Origin of the sequence: Pseudomonas protegens, from assembly GCF_013407925.2 — a bacterium.
In the GTDB taxonomy this organism is placed as follows: domain Bacteria; phylum Pseudomonadota; class Gammaproteobacteria; order Pseudomonadales; family Pseudomonadaceae; genus Aquipseudomonas; species Aquipseudomonas fluorescens_AP.
Map to the genome: position 1 here is coordinate 6,665,546 of NZ_CP060201.1, position 19,518 is coordinate 6,685,063.

Below are 19,518 nucleotides of genomic sequence, written 5' to 3' on the forward strand. Positions count from 1 at the left end.
CAGGGCAGGAAAACTAAAACATCCGCACTGAGGTGTATGTCATGGGAAGCCGGGACAATGCAGGGGTGCCCTGCGGATAAACAGGCGGGAGCCGGTTTGCCCGGCCCCGACAGTTGAGGGTTATGCCAGCCAGATTGGCCACATCGACGCGCCCATGCGCGAGCCTTCCGGCCAAAGCCCAACAGCTCCCACAGGGGAGCTGTTGGGCCTCGCGTCAAATGCGCCGCTTGCGTTCAAGCGTCGGCACACTGGATTGCGGCACCACCACGTGCTCCACCTGCCCCACCGCTGCTGCCATGGCGGCCAGCGTCGGTTGGGCGAGCAGCACGCGCAAGTCAGCGTCCAGCCCTTGCTTGCGCATCTGCTCAACCAGGCTGACCGCCAGCAACGAATGCCCACCCAGCTCGAAGAAGTGGTCATGACGCCCCACCTGTTCAACCTTGAGCAGCGTTTGCCACAGCTGCGCCAATGCCACTTCCACCGGCCCCTGGGGCGCCTCGTAGGCACGGCTGAGCAGCGCGTCCTGGTCCGGTGCGGGCAAGGCCTTGCGGTCGACTTTGCCGTTGCCGGTCAGCGGCAGGCTGTCCAGGCGTACATAGGCCGCCGGCACCATGTACTCCGGCAACTGCCCCTGCAGACGGGCGCGCAGCGCCTCGATATCCAGGCTTTCGCGTTCGGTAAAATACGCCACCAGACGCTTGTGCCCCGGCTCGTCCTGACGGGCCAGCACCACGGCATCCTTGACCCCGGGGCAGCCGGCCAAACGGGTTTCGATCTCGCCCAGCTCGATACGGAAGCCACGGATCTTCACCTGCTGGTCGTTGCGCCCCTGATACTGCAACGTACCGTCGGCGCGCCAGGCCACCAGGTCGCCGGTGCGGTACATCAGGCCACCGTCGCTGAACGGGTCGGCGAGGAATTTCTCCGCCGCCAACTCAGCCCGGTTGAGGTACCCCAGCGCCACACCCTGGCCGCCGACATACAGCTCACCGGTCACCCCGACCGGCACCGGTTGCTGATGCGCATCAAGCACATAAGCGCGGCTGTTGCCGACCGGTTTGCCAATCGGAATGCTGCCCTCATCCGCCCGGGTGATCTCATGGGTGGTCGAGAACGTGGTGGCCTCTGTCGGGCCATAGCCGTTCAGCAGATGCTGTGGGGCACCGCCTTTGAGTACACGGGCAATCACGCTCGGGTCCAGCACATCGCCGCCGACGATCAGGTACCGCAGGCGTGCAAAGGCTTCCAGCAAACCCTCGGCGTACTGATGGAACAACCCGGCGGTCATCCACAGCACACTGACGGCCTGCTGCTGCAACAGAGCGGCAAACTGCTGTTGCGCCAAGAGCTTGTCCTGGTCGATCACCACCACCGCGCCGCCATTGAGCAACGGCGCCCAGACTTCCAGAGTGCTGGCGTCAAATGCCGGGTTGGACGCGAACGCCACGCGGTCGTGCTGATTGAACTCGGCATAGCCGTTGTTGATCACCAGTCGTGTGATGGCTCGATGCGGCACCCGCACCCCCTTGGGCGTACCGGTGGAGCCGGAGGTGTACATGATGTACGCCGCCGCCTCGCTGCTGACCACGAGCGCCGGGTTGTCATCAGACAAGTGGCGCAAGTGCGTCTGATCCAGATCGAGCCGCTGCACCTGCAACGCCTTGCCCAGCCCGGCGTGGCTCAACAGCAGCGTCGCCTGGCTGTCGCTGAGCATGAAGGCCTGGCGTTCGACCGGCGCATTGACGTCCAGCGGCACATACACCAGCGCGCATTTGCTGAGGGCCAGTTGGCTCACGAGCAGGTCGATCGAACGTTCCAGCAGCACGGCCACGCTTGACCCCGCCGCCATCCCCAGGCTGGCCAGGTGATGGGCCAGACGGTTGGCACGGGCGTTCAATTGGGCATAGCTCAGCTGTTGCTCGCCATGCACCGCCGCCACGGCCTGCGGCTGCGCCTGTGCCCACGACTCGAACACCTGGTGCACCGGCGTGCTCGCCGGATAGTCACGTGCGGTGGCATTGAACCCGTGCAGCACATGCCGGCGCTCTTCTGCGGGCAGGATCGACGAGTGCTGGAAAGCAGCATGGGGTGCCTGCTCCAGGGCATCGAGCAGATCGCCCAGCACCGTGGTCATGTACCCCAGCACGCGCTGTGCACCGACCGACCGCGGCGCCAGGGCATTGACCCGGAAGTCCTCGCCCACATCGTCCACCGAAAGAATCAACGGATAGCTGTCGACCCCTTCACCGCCGATCATTTCGATCCCTTCCCATGCCGCCCGGCTGGCGTCGCTGACGCTGGCCGAACCGTGACGGTAATTGAGCAAGGCACTGAACAGCGGCGCCGGCGCGGCAACCCCACTGCAGCGTTGAGCCAGGGTCAATGACGCATGCTCATGGGCGAGCAACTGGCTCAAGGCGGCATGGGTACGCTTGACGGCCAGCGACACACTGTCATCGCTCAGGCGCACACGCAGCGGCAAGGTATTGATGAACATGCCCAGGGAGCGGTCGGCGCCTTCGCCGGCCTGCAAGCGGCCGAGCAACACCGTGCCGAACACCACGTCGTCGCGCGCCGACAGCGCGCCGACCACCTGCGCCCATGCCCTGTGATACAGGCTGGCCGCACTGACGCCCAGTTGCCGTGCCTGCTGACGCAGACGCTGGCTGAACGCCGCGCCCAGCCAGTGTTCGGCCTCTTCGCTGGGGTCGCGCTCGCTGTCGATGCGTTGCACGCCAAACGGCAGCGTCGGCTCGTCGACATCGCCGAGCATCTCGGCAAAGAACGCCTCGTGGGCCGCGCGGTCCTTGCCCTGCATGGCCTGGGCGACATAGTTGCGGTACGGCACCGACGCCCCCAGTTGCGCCTCGCGACCACTCATGTGCGCTTCGATTTCCGCCACCAGCACGCCCATGGACGTGGCGTCATTGACCAGGTGGTGGAAGCTGAGCATGCCGATCCAGCGCTGATGCTGCGGATCATGGGCGAAGCCCAGATGCATCATCGGTGCCTGGCGGATGTCCATGCGGTGACGTCCCAGGCTGAAGTGTTCGCGCAGTTGCGCCAGCACCTCGCCCGCTTGCGGGACGAACTCCTCGACCGTCAGCGGCGCCTCGCGCCAGACCACTTGCACCGGTGCTTCCAGTTGCGCCCAGAACATGCCGGTACGCAGGATGTCATGGCGCGCGATCACCCGTTGCAGGGCCTGGGCAAACCCTTCCAGGCGCTGGCGGCTGTCGAACGCGAACAGCGCATGTTGCTGGTACGGGTCGCCCTGTTCGGCGCTGATATGGTGGTACAACAAGCCCTCCTGCAGCGGTGCCAGGGCATAGATGTCCTGCACGTTGGCCACGCCGCCCGGAACACTGGCGACAATCCGCTCGATACTCGCCTGATCCAGTGTGGCCAGGGGCAGCAGGTCCGGGGTGATGTGCGTGCAACCCGGCTCGATGCGATTGCGCGGCACCGCCACTTCGTGACCGGCGCCCACGGACGCGGCGAGCGCCGCCAGGGTTGGCTGGCTGAACAGTACACGGACATCGGCCTGCAACCCGGCCTGGCGCATCCGTTCCACCAGGCCCACCGCCAGCAATGAATGCCCGCCCAGTTCAAAGAAGTTGTCGTGACGCCCCACCTGCTCAAGCTTGAGCACTTCGGCCCAGATCTGCGCCAGGGTGGTTTCCACGTCCCCTTCAGGTGCTTCATAGCCACGGCTGATCAGCGCATCCAGCCCCGGTTCCGGCAGTGCCCGGCGGTCGAGCTTGCCGTTGGCGGTGAGCGGCATATGGTCGAGCCGCACATAGGCGCTCGGCACCATGTATTCGGGCAACTGCGCCTGCAACCAGCGACGCAAGTCCTCGATCGACACGGCTTGGGTCTCGGTGAAGTAAGCCACCAGGCGCGCCTCCCGCGCCAGCACCACGGCTTCGCGAACCTGGGCATGCTCGCCCAGGCGGGTTTCGATTTCCCCCAGTTCGATGCGCACACCGCGGATCTTCACCTGGTCATCGTTACGCCCCAGGTAATCCAGTGTGCCGTCCGGCAACCAGCGCGCCAGGTCGCCGGTGCGGTACATGCGCGCCTGCGGGTCGTGGCTGAACGGATCCTTGAGGAAACGCTCGGCGGTCATTTGCGCACGGTTCAGGTAACCGCGCGCCACCCCGGCCCCGGCCACGTACAGCTCGCCGGCGACACCGACGGGCACCGGCTGTTGCTGCGCGTCCAGCAGGTAGACCTGGGTGTTGGCCACCGGCCTGCCGATATGCAGCGCCTGCCCGGCCTCGACCACACCGGAGGTGGCAACCACCGTGGCTTCGGTCGGGCCATAGTTGTTGACCAGTTTGCAGCGCTGTGGCGTGTGGAACTGACGCAGGCGGTCGCCGCCGACCAACAGGGTCTTGAGGGTCGGATGTTGCAATGCCTGGCTGAAGGCGTACTCCGCCACCGGCGTGGGCAGGAAGCTGACGTCCAGCGGTTGCGCCAGCCACCACTTGAGCAGCGCATCAATGTCTTCGCCGCCCTCCCGGGCCGGTGGCAGGTGCAGGGTGGCGCCCACGCACAGGGCTGGCCAGACCTCCCAGGCCATGGCGTCAAAGCCGAACCCGGCAACGCTGGAGGTGTGACTCCCGTGCCGCAGCTCAAACGCGTCGCAGTGCCAGTTCACCAGGTTTTCCAGGGTCTGGTGCTCGACCATCACGCCTTTGGGCAAGCCGGTCGAGCCGGAGGTGTAGATCACATACGCCAGGTGCGCCGGGGTGAGCCCTTTGATCTGCGGGTTACCCTTCGACGGCCCTTGCCACAGGCGACTGTCCAGCTCCAGCACTGGCGCGGTCACGGTTGGCAGGCGTTGCGCCAGGGCGGGCTGGATCAGCACGGCCACGGGTGCGCTGTCTTCCAGCAGGTAACTCAAGCGGTCGGCCGGGTGCGCCGGGTCGATCGGCACATAGCACGCGCCGGCCTTGAGAATCGCCACCAGCCCGACCAGCATTTCCAGGCTGCGCCGCGTGCAGATGGCCACGCGGTCGTCGGGCTGCACGCCCAGATCGAGCAACTGATGCGCCAGCTGATTGGCCTGCCGGTTCAACTCGCTGTACGTCAGGCTTTGGCCCTGGTACACCACGGCCAGCGCGTGGGGGTACAGCTCGACCTGGGTTTCAAAACGCCGGTGAAGGGTGTGCCCGACGGGGAAGTCGATCCGCGTAGCGTTGAAACCGCTCAACAATTGCTGGCGTTCATGCGCCGGCAGGATCGACAACTGATGCATCGGCGTGTCCGCCGCGTGCTCAAGCGCCTGGACCAGGCGCTCGACCACAGCCACGACATAGTCGCAGATGCGCTGCGCGCCCACCGAGGCCACCACCAGCGCGCTGAGGCTGAACGTCTGGCCCTGATCGTTGACGCTCAAGGTCAGCGGGTAGTTGCTGTGTTCCTGCGCCTGCAACAGTTGCATGCCTTGCCAGGCCTCGGCTTGGGCAGCGGATACCGGCGCGCCATGGCTGTGCCGATAGTTGAGCAAGGCACTGAACAGCGCCGTGGATTGCGCGACGCTGCTGCAACGTTGCGCCAGGGCCAGCGAGGCATGTTCGTGAGCCAGCAGGCCGTTGAGCCGTGCATGGGTGGCCTTGAGCGCAGCCTGCACGCCGACACCTCCCAGGTCGACACGCAACGGCAGGGTGTTGATAAACATCCCCAGCGCCCGCTCCGCCCCCTCGCCGCCTTGCATACGGCCCATCAACACCGTGCCGAACACCACGTGCTCGGTACTCGACACCACGCCCAGCACCTGAGCCCACGCCAGGTGAAACAGGCTGGCGGCGCTGACGCCCAGTTGCCGCGTCTGCACGCGCAGGCGCCGACTCAGCCCGGCGTCCAGCGGCACATAGGCTTCCTCCACCGGCTCGTCATCGGCAATTCCTTGCAGACCAAAGGCCAGGGTGGGCTCCTCGATGTCCGCCAGCTGTTCGCGGAAGAACCGTTCGTGCGCCTGCTCGCTCTGCCCCAGGCGGGTTTGCGCCACATAGTTGCGGTACGGCACCGGGGCCTGCAGCTGTGCCGTTTCGCCCATGAGGAAGGCTTGCATTTCCTGCTGCACCACCTCCATGGCCACGTGATCGAGGATCATGTGATGGAACAACAGCGTGGCGACCACGCGGCCATCGCTGGCCTCTTCGGCGTACAGCAGTTGCATCATCGGCGCCTGGGTCAGGTCCAGCCGTGGCTGCAAGATCTCCGGCGATCCACGCTGTACCGACAGCCGCGCAGTGCGCCACACCACCTGCATCGGTTGTTGCAGGCCTTCCCAGACCACGCCGGTGCGCAGGATGTCATGGCGTTCGATCACCTGTTGCAGCGCTGCGCTGAACGCATGCAAGCGCTCGATGTGCTCGAAGGCGTAGCGCAATTGCATGACGTAAGGGTCGCCGTGCACCGCGCTGAGGTGGTGATAGAGGATGCCTTCCTGCAAGGGTGCCAACGGGTAGATGTCCTGCACGTTGGCCGCGCCACCACTGACCGTCGCGACGATGCGCTCGATGCTCGCCTGGTCAAGGGTGGCCAGCGGCAACATCGACGGCGTGATGCGGGTGCAGTCGGCCGGAATCAGATTGGCCGGTACCGCCTGCTCTTCACCCGCCCCCACCGACGCGGCCAGCGCCGCCAGGGTCGGCTGATCGAACAAGGTGCGCACGTCCGCCTGCAAGCCGGCTGCACGCAGGCGTCCCATCAGGTTGACCATCAACAGCGAATGGCCGCCCAGTTCAAAGAAGTTGTCGTGACGCCCGACTTGCTCCACTTCGAGCAGTTCGCACCAGAGCCGCGCCAGGGTGATTTCTGTCTCGCCCAGCGGTGCCTCGTATTCGCGCACCAGCACCGACGCCCCGTCCGGGTCCGGCAGCGCCTGGCGATCGACCTTGCCGTTGGGGCTCAAGGGCAGCGCATCCAGCAGCACATACGCCTGGGGCACCATGTAACTCGGCAATTGCGCTTGAACCTGCGCACGCAAGGCCTGCAGGTCCAGGCTCGCCGGCGCACGGCAATAGGCAATCAGGCGCTCGTTGCGCACCAGCACCACCGCTTCTTCCACCTGGGCGTGGGCCGCCAGGCAGGACTCGATTTCACCCAACTCGATGCGCAAGCCGCGCAGCTTGATCTGGTCGTCGTTACGGCCCAGGTATTCGATGTTGCCGTCCGCCAGGTAACGCACCAGGTCGCCGGTTCTGTACAAGCGCCCGCCCGGGTTGAACGGGTCGGCCAGGAAGCGTTCGGCGGTGAGGTCATCACGCCCCAGGTAACCGCGAGCCACCCCGGCGCCACCGATGTACAGCTCACCGGCGACACCCAGCGGCAGCAGTTGCAGGTGCGCGTCGAGGACATAAGCGCGGGCGTTGGCGATGGGTTTGCCAATCGGCACAACATCGAGTGGGCCGGCGTCATTGAAGGTCCAGGAGGTGCTGTCGATGGTCGCTTCCGTCGGCCCGTACAGGTTGACGATCCCGTGGCTGGTCAACGCACGGGCCTGCATGGCCAGTTGCGGGTCCAGGGCTTCACCACCGCTGAACAGGTAGCGGCAGCGCACGCCCGTCTCGGGCAATTGCACCAGCAGGCGCAACAGGCTCGGTACGAACTGGGCAATGGTCACGCCCTGCTCCACCAGGGTACGCACCATGTGTTCGACATCCCGCGAAGCCTCGGCCGGCAGCAAGACCAGGCGCGCACCGATGGCCAACGGCGTCCAGATCTCCCAGACCGAAGCGTCGAACGCCACCGAGGTCCGCTGCAGGATCCGGTCTGTGGCGTCGAAGCCAAAGGCGCGGGTTTGCCAACCGATGTGGTTGACCAGCGAGCCGTGCTCCACCATCACCCCTTTGGGCCGGCCGGTGGAGCCTGAAGTGAAGATCACATAGGCCAGGTCATTGGCCGTGGCCAGGGCGGGCGGATTGTCCAGCGGCTGCTCGGCCAAAGCGGCGTCCGCCAGGTCAACCAGCGGCATCGCCGTGTCGCCCAGCACGCCACGGCTGGCGTCCTGCACCAGCACCGCCAGCGGTTGGCTGTCCTGCAGCGCGAATGCCAGGCGTTGCGCCGGGTATTCGGGGTCCAGCGGCACATAGGCGGCGCCGGACTTGAGGATGCCCAGCAAGCCGACAATCAACTCCAGGCTGCGTGGCATGCAGATCGCCACGCAGCGATCGGCGCCTGCGCCAAGGCTGCGCAAATAATGGGCGACGCGGTTGGCCTGCTCGTTCAGGTCGCGGTAGCTCAACTGCCGGTCGCCCAGCACCAGCGCAATTGACCCCGGGGCCCGAGCGGCCTGGGCCTCGATCATCTGCACCACGGTGGTATCGCGTGGGTAATCGGCGTCGGTGGCGTTGAACCCGAGCAGGGTCTCGCGCTCGGCAACGGGCAACACCGACAGTTGCGCCAAGGCCGCGCGAGGCGCCATTTCCAGTGCATTGGCCAGGTTGTCCAGGCTGATCAGCAGATAGTCCAGCAGGCGCTGCGCACCGATGGCACGCGGTGCGCGCGCGGTCAGGCGGAACTCGCTGCCCAGGTCATCGACTTCCAGCACCAGCGGGTAGCTGACGATGCTGTCGCTTTCCAGCCCGACGATACCTTCCCAGGCCTGTTGGCTGTGTTCACCACCAGCCGTGACATGCCGGTAATTGAGCAGGCTGTTGAACAGCGGCGTTGGCGCGGCCACCGCGCTGCAGCGTTGTGCCAGGCTTAACGGCGCGTGCTCATGGGCCAGCAATGCCGACAACCCGGCGTGGGTCTGCTTGAGTGCAGCCTTGACCTGCAGGCCGGCCATTTTCACGCGTAACGGCAAGGTGTTGATAAACATGCCCAAGGCCCGGTCGGCGCCCTCACCGGCTTGCAGACGGCCCAGCAGCACGGTGCCGAACACCACGTCATCCTGGCCCGACACGGCGCCCAGTATTTGTGCCCAGGCCAGGTGATACAGGCTTGCCGCACTCACCCCGGCCAAACGCGCCTGGGCCCGGATACGCATCCCCAGTGCTGCCGGCACGCTGCCGAGCACTTGCTCGCTGTTGGCGGCGTCCATGGTTTCGAGCAAGCCGAACGCCAGGGTCGGCTGGTCAAAGTCGCCGAGCATGTCGCTAAAAAACGCTTCATGGGCGGCACGGTCCTTGCCCTGGCGGGTTTGCGCCACGTAGTTGCGATACGGCACGCTGGCGGGCAACCGGTGCTGCCGGTCGAGCATGTGCGCTTCGATTTCGGCCGTCAGCACACCCAGTGAAGCGGCGTCATTGACCAGGTGATGGAAGACCAGCATGCCGATCCAGCGCTGCTGGCGGGGGTCATGGGCGACCCCAAGGTGCATCATCGGCGCGCGGCGCAGGTCCAGCGGGAAACGGCTCGGGTCGAGTTGTTCACGCACTTGCGCAGCCACGTCGCCGTCTTCATCCACACGCAATGACGTGAGCCCCAGCGGCGCCTCGCGCCAGACCACCTGCACCGGCGTTTCCAGACCGTCCCAGACCAGCGCGGTGCGCAGGATATCGTGACGGGCAATCACCGCCTGCAGGGCTTGGGCAAACCCATCCAGACGCTCGCGGCTGTCAAATGCAAACAGTGCGTGCTGCTGATACGGATCGCCGTGGCTGGCGGTGACGTGGTGATACAACAGGCCTTCCTGCAACGGTGCCAGCGCGTAGATATCCTGCACGTTGGCCACCCCGCCCGGAACACCGGCGACCACCCGATCAATGCCAACCTGGTCCAGGTCGGCCAAGGGCAGCAGGTCAGGGGTAATGTGCTCACAGCCCAGGCTGATGCGATTGGCCGGGGCCGCGGTCATGCGTCCGTTATCGACTGCCGCCGCCAAAGCGGCAAGGGTCGGCTGGCTGAACAACACCCGTACATCGGCGCTCAGGTTGGCCTGGCGCATGCGCTCGATCAGGCCTACCGCCAGCAACGAGTGGCCACCCAGTTCGAAGAAATTGTCGTGGCGCCCTACTTGCTCGACCTTGAGCACCTCGGCCCAGATCTGCGCCAACAGGGTTTCGATCTCGCCTTGCGGCGCTTCGTAGCCACGGCTGAGCAGCGCGTCCTGATCCGGCGCTGGCAAGGCTTTGCGGTCAACCTTGCCGTTGTTGGTCAGCGGCAGGCTGTCCAGGCGCACGTAGGCGGCCGGGACCATGTAGTCCGGCAACTGATCATGCAGATAGTCGCGCAGCACTTCGATTTCGACTTGGCTGCGTTCAGTGAAATAAGCCACCAGACGCTTGTTCCCCGGTTCATCCTGACGGGCCAACACCACCACGTCCTTGACCTGCGGGTGCTCGCCCAGGCGCGCTTCGATCTCGCCCAGTTCGATACGGAATCCGCGGATCTTCACCTGCTGGTCGTTACGCCCCAGGTACTGCAGGGTGCCGTCGGCACGCCAGGCCACCAGGTCGCCGGTGCGGTACATCAGGCCGCCTTCGTTGAACGGGTCAACCAGGAAAGCGTGGGCCGTAAGGTCGGCACGGTTCAAGTAACCCAGCGCCACGCCCTGCCCGCCGATGTACAACTCGCCCGCGACTCCCACCGGCACCGGTTGCTGACGAGCATCAAGTACATAAGCGCGGCTGTTGCCGACCGGCTTGCCAATCGGGATGCTGCCCTCGTCCGCACGCCGAATTTCATAGGTGGTCGAGAACGTGGTGGCTTCGGTGGGGCCGTAACCGTTCAACAGGTGCTGCGGTGCGCCGTCCTTGAGTACGCGCGCGATCACGCTTGGGTCCAGCACATCACCGCCGACAATCAGGTAGCGCAGTTGCGGGAATACCGGCAACAAACCTTCGGCGTACTGATGGAACAGCCCGGCGGTCATCCACAACACGCTGATCGACTGCTCTTGCAGCAAGGCAGCGAAAGCCTCACGGGACAACAGCGTGTGCTGATCAACCACCACCACTGCGCCACCGTTGAGCAACGGTGCCCACACGTCCAGCGTGCTGGCGTCGAACGCCGGGTTGGAAGCAAAGGCCACGCGGTCCTGCGGATTGAACTCGGCATAACCGTTGTTGATCACCAGCCGCGTGATCGCCCGGTGCGGCACCAGCACGCCCTTCGGCGTGCCGGTGGAGCCGGAGGTGTACATGATGTAGGCCGCAGTTTCCGACGACTGTTCCAGGGTCGGGTTGTGTTCCGGCTGATTGCCAAGATCAAGGGTATCCAGGTCAAGGCGTTGGCCAGTGACTTCGGTCGCACTGGTGGTCAACACCCAGCGCGCGCCGCTGTCCTCAATCATGAAGGCTTGCCGATCCGTCGGGGCATTCACGTCCAGCGGCACATACACCGCCGCGCACTTGCTGATCGCCAACTGTGCCACCAGCAAATCCAGGGAACGTTCCAGCAGAATTGCCACCCGCTCACCCGGCGCTGCGCCGAGGCTCAGCAAGTGGTGGGCCAGTTTGTTGGCCCGCGCGTTCAGTTGCGCGTAGCTCAGTGCGGCAGTGCCCTGCACCGCCGCCACCGCTTGCGGCGTTGCCGCTGCCTGCTGCTGGAACAGGTCGTGCACGGTCTGCCCGTTGGGATAGGCACGCGCCGTGGCGTTGAACGCCTCCAGCACTTGCCGTGTTTCGTCCAGCGGCAACACCCTGACCTGCTCCAACGGCAGCTGCGGCGTCTGCTCCAGCGCCTGCACCAGGTGCGTGACCGCGGTCAGCAGGTAGTCACAGATGCGCCGCGCCTCGATCGGCGAAACCACCAGCGCGCTGAGGTTGAACTGCTCGCCCAGGTCATCGACGCTCAGGGTGATGGGGTAGTTGGTGCGTTCTTCAGCGTGCAGCAGGTACATGCCGTGCCACGCCTGGTCCATCTCCACCGCGTCTTCGACCCCGGCACTGTGCCGGTAGTTGAGCAAGGCACTGAACAACGGCGTGGTCGCCGCGACCCCGCTGCAACGCTGGGCCAGGGCCAGTGAAGCGTGTTCATGCCCGAGCAATGCCGTGAGCCGCACATGGGTGGATTTGACCGCCGCCCGCACACTGTCCTGCGCCACATCCACGCGCAGCGGCAAGGTATTGATAAACATCCCCAGCGCCCGGTCCGCGCCCTCGCCGCCTTGCATGCGGCCCAGCAGCACGGTGCCGAAGACCACGTTCTGACGACCCGACAAGGTGCCCAGTACACGCGCCCAGGCCAGGTGGAACACACTGGCGGCACTCACCCCGGCCTGACGCGCCTGCTCGCGCAGCCGCAGGCTGAGGTCGAGGTCCAGCAAGTGCGTGGCCTCGCCCACATCGTGACCTTCGCCCTGCACATCCTGCAGGCCGAACGGCAGGGTCGGCTCGTCGATATCGTCGAGCATCTCGCAAAAAAACGCCTCGTGTTCCGCTTCGCTGCTGCCCAGCCGGGCCTGCGCCACATAATTGCGATAAGGCACGGCATGCCCCAGCGCCTCGCCATGGCCCAGCAGGATCTTGCGCATTTCCTGCTGCACGGTATCGAGCGCGGTGTGGTCCATGACCAGGTGATGGAACATCAGCACCGCGACGACGCGCCGGTTGGCTGGGTCCTGGGCGTAGACCATACGCATCAAGGGCGCCTGAGTCAGGTCGAGGCGATAGTGACGCGCGTCGAAACGCTCGCGCAGTTGCGCCAGCACGTCACCTGCCACCGGGTCGCAGACGACCTCCTGCACCACCAGCCGGGCCTTGCGCCACACCACTTGCATCGGGCTTTCCAGGCCTTCCCAGACCAGGCCGGTACGCAGGATGTCATGCCGGTCGATGACCGCTTGCAGCACATCGGCGAACACCTGGAAACGCTCAAGGTTGTCGAAGCCGTAGCTGGATTGCAGCAGGTAAGGGTCACCTTCGTCGGTACGGATATGGTGGTAAAGCACCCCTTCCTGCAATGGCGCCAAGGGGTAAATATCCTGCACATTGGCTACGCCACCCGGCACCGTGGCGACAATGCGGTCGATGCCGGCCTGGCTCAGTCGGGCCAGCGGTAACAGTGCCGGAGTGATGCGGTCGCAGTCGGGGGTAATCAGGTTGGCCGGCACGGCCACCTCGCGTCCGCTGCCGACCGCAGCCGCCAGGGCAGCCAGGGTTGGCTGGCGGAACAACACCCGCACATCGGCGCTCAGGCTGGCCTGGCGCATGCGCTCGATCAGGCTCACCGCCAGCAACGAATGGCCACCCAGTTCGAAGAAGTTGTCGTGGCGCCCCACTTGCTCGACCTTGAGCACCTCGGCCCAGATCTGTGCCAGCAGGGTTTCGATCTCGCCCTGGGGCGCTTCGTAACCACGACTGAGCAGCGCATCCTGATCCGGCGCCGGCAAGGCCTTGCGGTCAACCTTGCCGTTGTTGGTCAGCGGCAGGCTGTCCAGGCGCACGTAGGCGGCCGGGACCATGTAGTCCGGCAGTTGGTCGTGCAGATGATCGCGCAGCGCTTCGATGTTGACGTTTTCGCGTTCGGTGAAATAAGCCACCAGACGCTTGTGCCCCGGCTCATCCTGACGGGCCAGTACCACCACGTCCTTGACCTGCGGGTGCTCGCTCAGGCGCGCTTCGATCTCGCCCAGTTCGATACGGAAACCACGGATCTTCACCTGCTGGTCGTTGCGCCCCAGGTACTGCAGGGTGCCATCGGCGCGCCAGGCCACCAGATCGCCGGTGCGGTACATCAAACCGCCATCATTGAACGGGTCAACCAGGAAGGCCTGGGCCGTAAGGTCGGCACGGTTCAAGTAACCCAGCGCCACGCCCTGCCCGCCGATATACAGCTCGCCGGCAACACCCACCGGCACCGGTTGCTGACGGGCATCGAGCACGTAGGCGCGGCTGTTGCCGACCGGCTTGCCGATAGGGATGCTGCCCTCGTCCGCCCGCTGAATTTCGTAGGTGGTCGAGAAAGTGGTGGCTTCGGTCGGGCCATAGCCGTTCAGCAAGTGCTGCGGTGCGCCGTCCTTGAGCACGCGCGCAATCACGCTTGGGTCCAGCACATCGCCGCCGACAATCAGATAACGCAGTTGCGGGAATACCGGCAGCAAACCTTCGGCGTATTGATGGAACAAACCGGCGGTCATCCACAACACGCTGATCGACTGCTCTTGCAGCAAGGTAGCGAAGGCCTCGCGGGACAACAGCGTGTCCTGATCAACCACCACTACCGCGCCGCCGTTAAGCAACGGCGCCCAGACGTCGAGGGTACTGGCATCAAATGCCGGGTTGGAGGCAAAGGCCACGCGGTCATGCTGGTTGAACTCGGCATAACCGTTGTTGATCACCAGTCGCGTAATCGCCCGGTGCGGCACCAGCACGCCCTTCGGCGTGCCGGTGGAGCCGGAGGTGTACATGATGTAGGCCGCGGTTTCCGATGACTGTTCCAGGGCCGGGTTGTGTTCCGGCTGATTGCCAAGATCAAGGGCATCAAGGTCAAGGCGTTGGCCCGCCACCTCGGTTGCGCTCGTGGTCAACACCCAGCGCGCGCCACTATCTTCAATCATGAAACCTTGACGATCCGTCGGCGCATTCACATCCAGCGGCACATACACCGCCGCGCACTTGCTGATCGCCAACTGCGCCACCAGCAAATCCAGGGAACGCTCCAGCAGAATTGCCACTCGATCACCCGGTGCTGCGCCGAGGCCCAGCAGGTGGTGGGCCAGGCGGTTGGCGCGGCTGTTCAGTTCACCATAGGTCAGTCGTTGCCCATCCTGCACAGCGGCCAGTGCCTGAGGCTGCGCGGCCACGAGCGCTTCGAAAACCCCGTGCACCGTCAGTGCGGCAGGATACGCCCGCGTGGTGGCATTGAAGGTCTGCAGCACCTGTTGGCGTTCGGCCGCCGGCAGTATGCTCAGGGCCTGCAGCGCCGTGGTTGATGACTGCTCCAGCGCCTGCACCAACTGCTCCAGCGCCTGATGTACAAAGCCGCACACCCGTTGCGCGCCGACCTGAGCCAGAGTCAATACGGTCAAGCTGAAACCGTCACCCCATTCGTCCACGTTCAAGGTCAGCGGGTAGTTGGTACGTTCCTCACCGCCGAGCCCTTCCATACCCTGCCAGGCTTGCTGGACTTGCTCGGAGCCCTCGGCCACGGCGCTGTGCCGGTAGTTCAGCAATGCGCTGAACAACGGCAAGGGCGCGTTCACCTGGCTGCAGCGTTGCGCCAAGGCCAGCGACGCGTGTTCATGCCCCAGCAACGCGCTGAGACGCCCATGGGCCTGGCGCACCCCGGCACGGGCATCGCGCTGGTCGATGTCAAGGCGCAGCGGCAAGGTATTGATAAACATGCCCAAAGCCCGTTCGGCGCCTTCACCGCCGAGCATGCGGCCCATCAGCACGGTGCCGAACACCACGTTCTGCTGGCCGGTCGCGGCCGCGAGCACCTGTGCCCAGGCCAGGTGAAACAGGCTGGCGGCGCTGACGCCAAGCTGACGCAACTGGCCACGCAGGCGCCGGTCGAGTTGGGCATCGACCACCAGGTGCGCTTCTTCGATATCTCGGGCATCGCCTTGCACATCTTGCAGGCCGAAGGGCAAGGTCGGGGTGTCGATATCCCCGAGCAACTCGCAAAAGAACGCCTCATGCTCCTGCTCGCTGACACCCAGGCGCGCCTGGGCCACGTAATTGCGATAAGGCACCGCTTCGGGCAGTTGCGCATCCGGGTTGCTCAGGTAGGCCTGCATTTCCTGGCTGACCACCTCCAGCGCGGTATGGTCCAGGGCGATGTGGTGGAACAGCAGAATCGCCGCCACGCGCTGCCGGGCCGGGTCCTGGGCATACACCAGTTGCATGAGCGGCGCGCGGGCCAGGTCGAGACGGTGTTGGCGGGCACCAAAGCGTTGCTCAAGCTGGGCCATCACATCACCGCCGGTTTCTTCCAGCAGCACCTGTTGCACAGCCAACTCAGCCTTGCGCCACACCACCTGTACCGGGGCCGGCAGGCCTTCGAGCACAATCGCGGTGCGCAGGATGTCGTGTCGGTCGATCACGCGCTGCAGCGCCTGGGTAAACGCCTGCAAACGCTGCTCGTCGGCAAAGCTGAAGCGCGCCTGCAGCAGGTACGGATCCCCCCGCTCGGCGCTGAGGTGATGGTACAGAATGCCTTCCTGCAGCGGCGCCAGCGGGTAGATGTCCTGCACGTTGGCCACGCCGCCCGGCACGCTGTCGACAATCCGGTCCAGGCTGGCCTGGTCGAGGTTGACCAGTGTCAGCAGGTCCGGGGTGATGCGTGTGCACCCGGGCTGAATGCGGTTGGGCTCGACCGTCACTTCACGGCTGTGGCCCACAGCCGCGGCCAACGCCGCCAGGGTCGGCTGGCTGAACAGCACGCGCACGTCGGCCTGCAAGCCCGCCTGGCGCATGCGGCTGATCAGGCCCACCGCGAGCAGCGAATGCCCGCCCAGCTCGAAGAAATGGTCATGCCGGCCCACGCGCTCGACCTTGAGCACTTCGGCCCAGATCTGCGCGAGCGCGATTTCCACCTCACCCACCGGGGCCACGTAGTCACGGCTCGGTTGCGCGCTTTGATCCGGTTCCGGCAGGGCCTTGCGGTCCAGCTTGCCGTTGGCCGTCAGCGGCAGGTTGTCCAGGTGCATGTAGGCCGCCGGGACCATCGCGTCCGGCAATTGGGCTTGCAGGTAGCGGCGCAGGTGCTCGATATCCAGCGCTTCACCCGCGGTGAAGTAGGCGATCAGGCGTCCGTCGCGGGCAATGACCACGGCCTCGCGCACAGCGGGATGGCCGCCCAGGCAGGTTTCGATTTCGCCCAGCTCGATGCGCACACCGCGGATTTTCACCTGGTCGTCGTTGCGCCCCAGGTAATCGAGCGTGCCGTCAGCCAGCCAGCGCACCAGGTCGCCGGTGCGGTACATGCGCGCTTGCGGGTCGCTGCTAAAGGGGTCCTGGATAAAACGCTCGGCGGTCATCTGTGGTCGGTTGAGGTAACCCCGCGCCACCCCGGCGCCGCCCACATAGAGTTCACCGGCGACGCCCAGCGGCACCGGTTTGAGTTGTGCGTCGAGCACGTACACCTGGGCATTGGCCACCGGTTTGCCGATGTGCAGGGTCTGCCCGGCTTCGATCACGCCGGAGGTCGCGACAACCGTCGCTTCGGTCGGGCCGTAGTTGTTGACCAGGGTGAAGCGCTGCGCCTGGGTGAACTGGCGCAGACGGTCGCCGCCGATCAGCAGGGTCTTGAGGGTCGGGTGTTGCAGGTTCTGGCTGAAGGCGTATTCAGCCACCGGCGTCGGCAGGAAACTGACATCCAGCGGCTGGGCCAGCCACCAGGTCAGCAGCGCATCAATGTCTTCGTTGCCCTGCGCCGCGGGTGGCAGATGCAAGGTGGCGCCCACGCACAGCGCCGGCCAGACTTCCCAGGCCATCGCGTCAAAACCAAATCCGGCGACGCTGGAGGTGTGGCTGCCGGCGCTGAGGCTGAAGGCTTCGCAATGCCAGTTCACCAGGTTGTCGAGGGTCTGGTGCTCAACCATCACGCCCTTGGGCAAACCCGTGGACCCGGAGGTGTAGATCACATACGCCAGGTGTGCCGGGGTCAGGCCGGCAATCTGTGGGTTGGCGCGCGCGGGGCCGGCCAGCAACAGCGAGTCAAGTTCGAGTACCGGTACGCTCATCGCCGGCAAGCGCTCGCTCAGCCCCGGTTGCACCAGCACCACCAGCGGAGCGCTGTCTTCGAGCAAATAGCCGATGCGGTCCAGTGGGTGGGCCGGGTCGACGGGTACGTAGGCCGCGCCGGCCTTGAGGATGGCGACCAGGCCCACCAGGGTTTCCAGGCTGCGACGTGCACAGATCGCCACGCGATCATCCGGCTGCACGCCCAGTTCGATCAGACGATAAGCCAGGTGGTTGGCTTGCCGATTCAGCTCGGCATAGGTCAGCGTCTGGCCGTCGTACACCGCCGCGAGCGCCTCGGGGCTGCGCTCTGCCTGCTGTTCAATACGCTGGTGGATGGTCAACCCGCGTGGGTAGTCGGCGTGGGTCTGGTTGAAACCTGCCAGCACCTGCTGGCGCTCGGCATCCGGCAACACCGGCAGCTGGTTGACGGCAGCCTGCGGGTTTTGCTCCAGCGCCTGAAGCAGGTGTTCCAGGGCGCTATGCATGTAGCCGCAGAAGCGTTGCGCGCCCAGCACCGGCAAGGCCTGAACGGTGAAGGAAAAACCGTCGCTGAACTCATCGACGCTCAGGGTCAGCGGGTAGTTGGTGCGTTCCTCGGTGTGGAAGAATTCGATGCCGCGCCAGGCCTTTTCGGCCTCGTCGCCGGCCTGGGCCGCCGCACTGTGGCGATAGTTGAGCAAGGCACTGAACAAGGGTTGCGGTGCGGCGACGCCACTGCAGCGTTGCGCCAGCACCAAGGGTGCATGCTCATGACCGAGCAATGCGCTCAGCCGTGCATGGGTGGCCTTGAGCGCCGCCTGGGCGCCGTGATCAGCGATATCCACCCGCAGCGGCAAGGTATTGATGAGCATACCCAGCGCGTGCTCGGCGCCCTCGCCGGCCTCCATGCGCCCCAGGAACACCGTGCCGAACACCACGCGCTGTTGGCCGGTGACGGCCGCCAGCACTTGCGCCCAGGCCAGGTGGCACAGGCTCGCGGTACTCACGCCCTGCTGACGGGCCTGGGCGCGCAGGCGCTGGCCCAACGTCGGCGCGACGGCCAACACGGCTTCCTCCAGGGCATTGCCATCGCCCTGCACATCCGCCAGGCCGAACGGCAGGGTCGGCTCGTCCACCTCGCCGAGCATGTCGCGAAAGAACGCTTCGTGCTGTTGCTCAGTCACGCCCAGGCGCGCCTGCGCCACGTAATTGCGGTAAGGCACCGGTTTGCCCAGTTGCGCGGCGTGACCCAGCAGGTATTGCTGGATTTCATGCTGCACCACGGCCAGCGCGGCATGGTCGGAGATGATGTGATGCAACATCAGCAACGCCAGCCAGCGCCCATTCTGCGGATCGTGGGCATAGGCGATGCGGATCAGCGGCGCCTGGCTGATGTCGAGGCGAAAGTGCCGGGTGTCGAAACGCTGCTCCAGTTGCTGGCGGATATCACCCTCAGCCGGGTCCAGCACGAGTTCCTCAACCTGCAAGCGGGCCTGGCGCAGCACGACTTGGTGGGGCTCGTCGAGCCCGTCCCAGATGACCGCGGTCCGAAAGCTGTCATGCCGGTCGATCACGCATTGCAGGGCCTGGCTGAAATCGTCCAGGCACTGGCGGTTGTCCATGCCGATGGTGCATTGCAGCACATAGGGATCGCCCTGCTGCGCCGACAGGTGGTGGAACAGAATCCCCGATTGCAGCGGCGCCAGCGGGTAGATGTCCTGGATGTTGGCGGCCCCGCCGGGAATCTGCCCGACGATAAGGTCGATGGCCGCCTGGTCGAGTGTGGTCAGCGTCAGCATGTCCGGCGTGATCCGCGTGCAGCCGGCGACGATGCGGTTGGCCGGAATGTCCACCTGCCCGGCGCGCTGTGCCCTGTACTGCCCGGCATTGATCAAGGCGATCAGCTCAGCCTTATGCTCGCGCAGTGCGGCGAGCACGCTCGGTTCCTTCA

Annotated in this window: 1 protein-coding gene; it reads right to left on the reverse strand. The window is 65.4% G+C overall.

Annotated elements, in window-relative coordinates:
• Positions 1–214: 214 nt before the first annotated feature.
• Positions 215–19,504: an amino acid adenylation domain-containing protein gene (locus GGI48_RS30585; RefSeq protein ID WP_409565418.1), complete on the reverse strand. Its 19,290-nt coding sequence runs from the start codon at positions 19,502–19,504 to the stop codon at positions 215–217.
• Between the last annotated feature and the right edge of the window lie 14 nt (positions 19,505–19,518).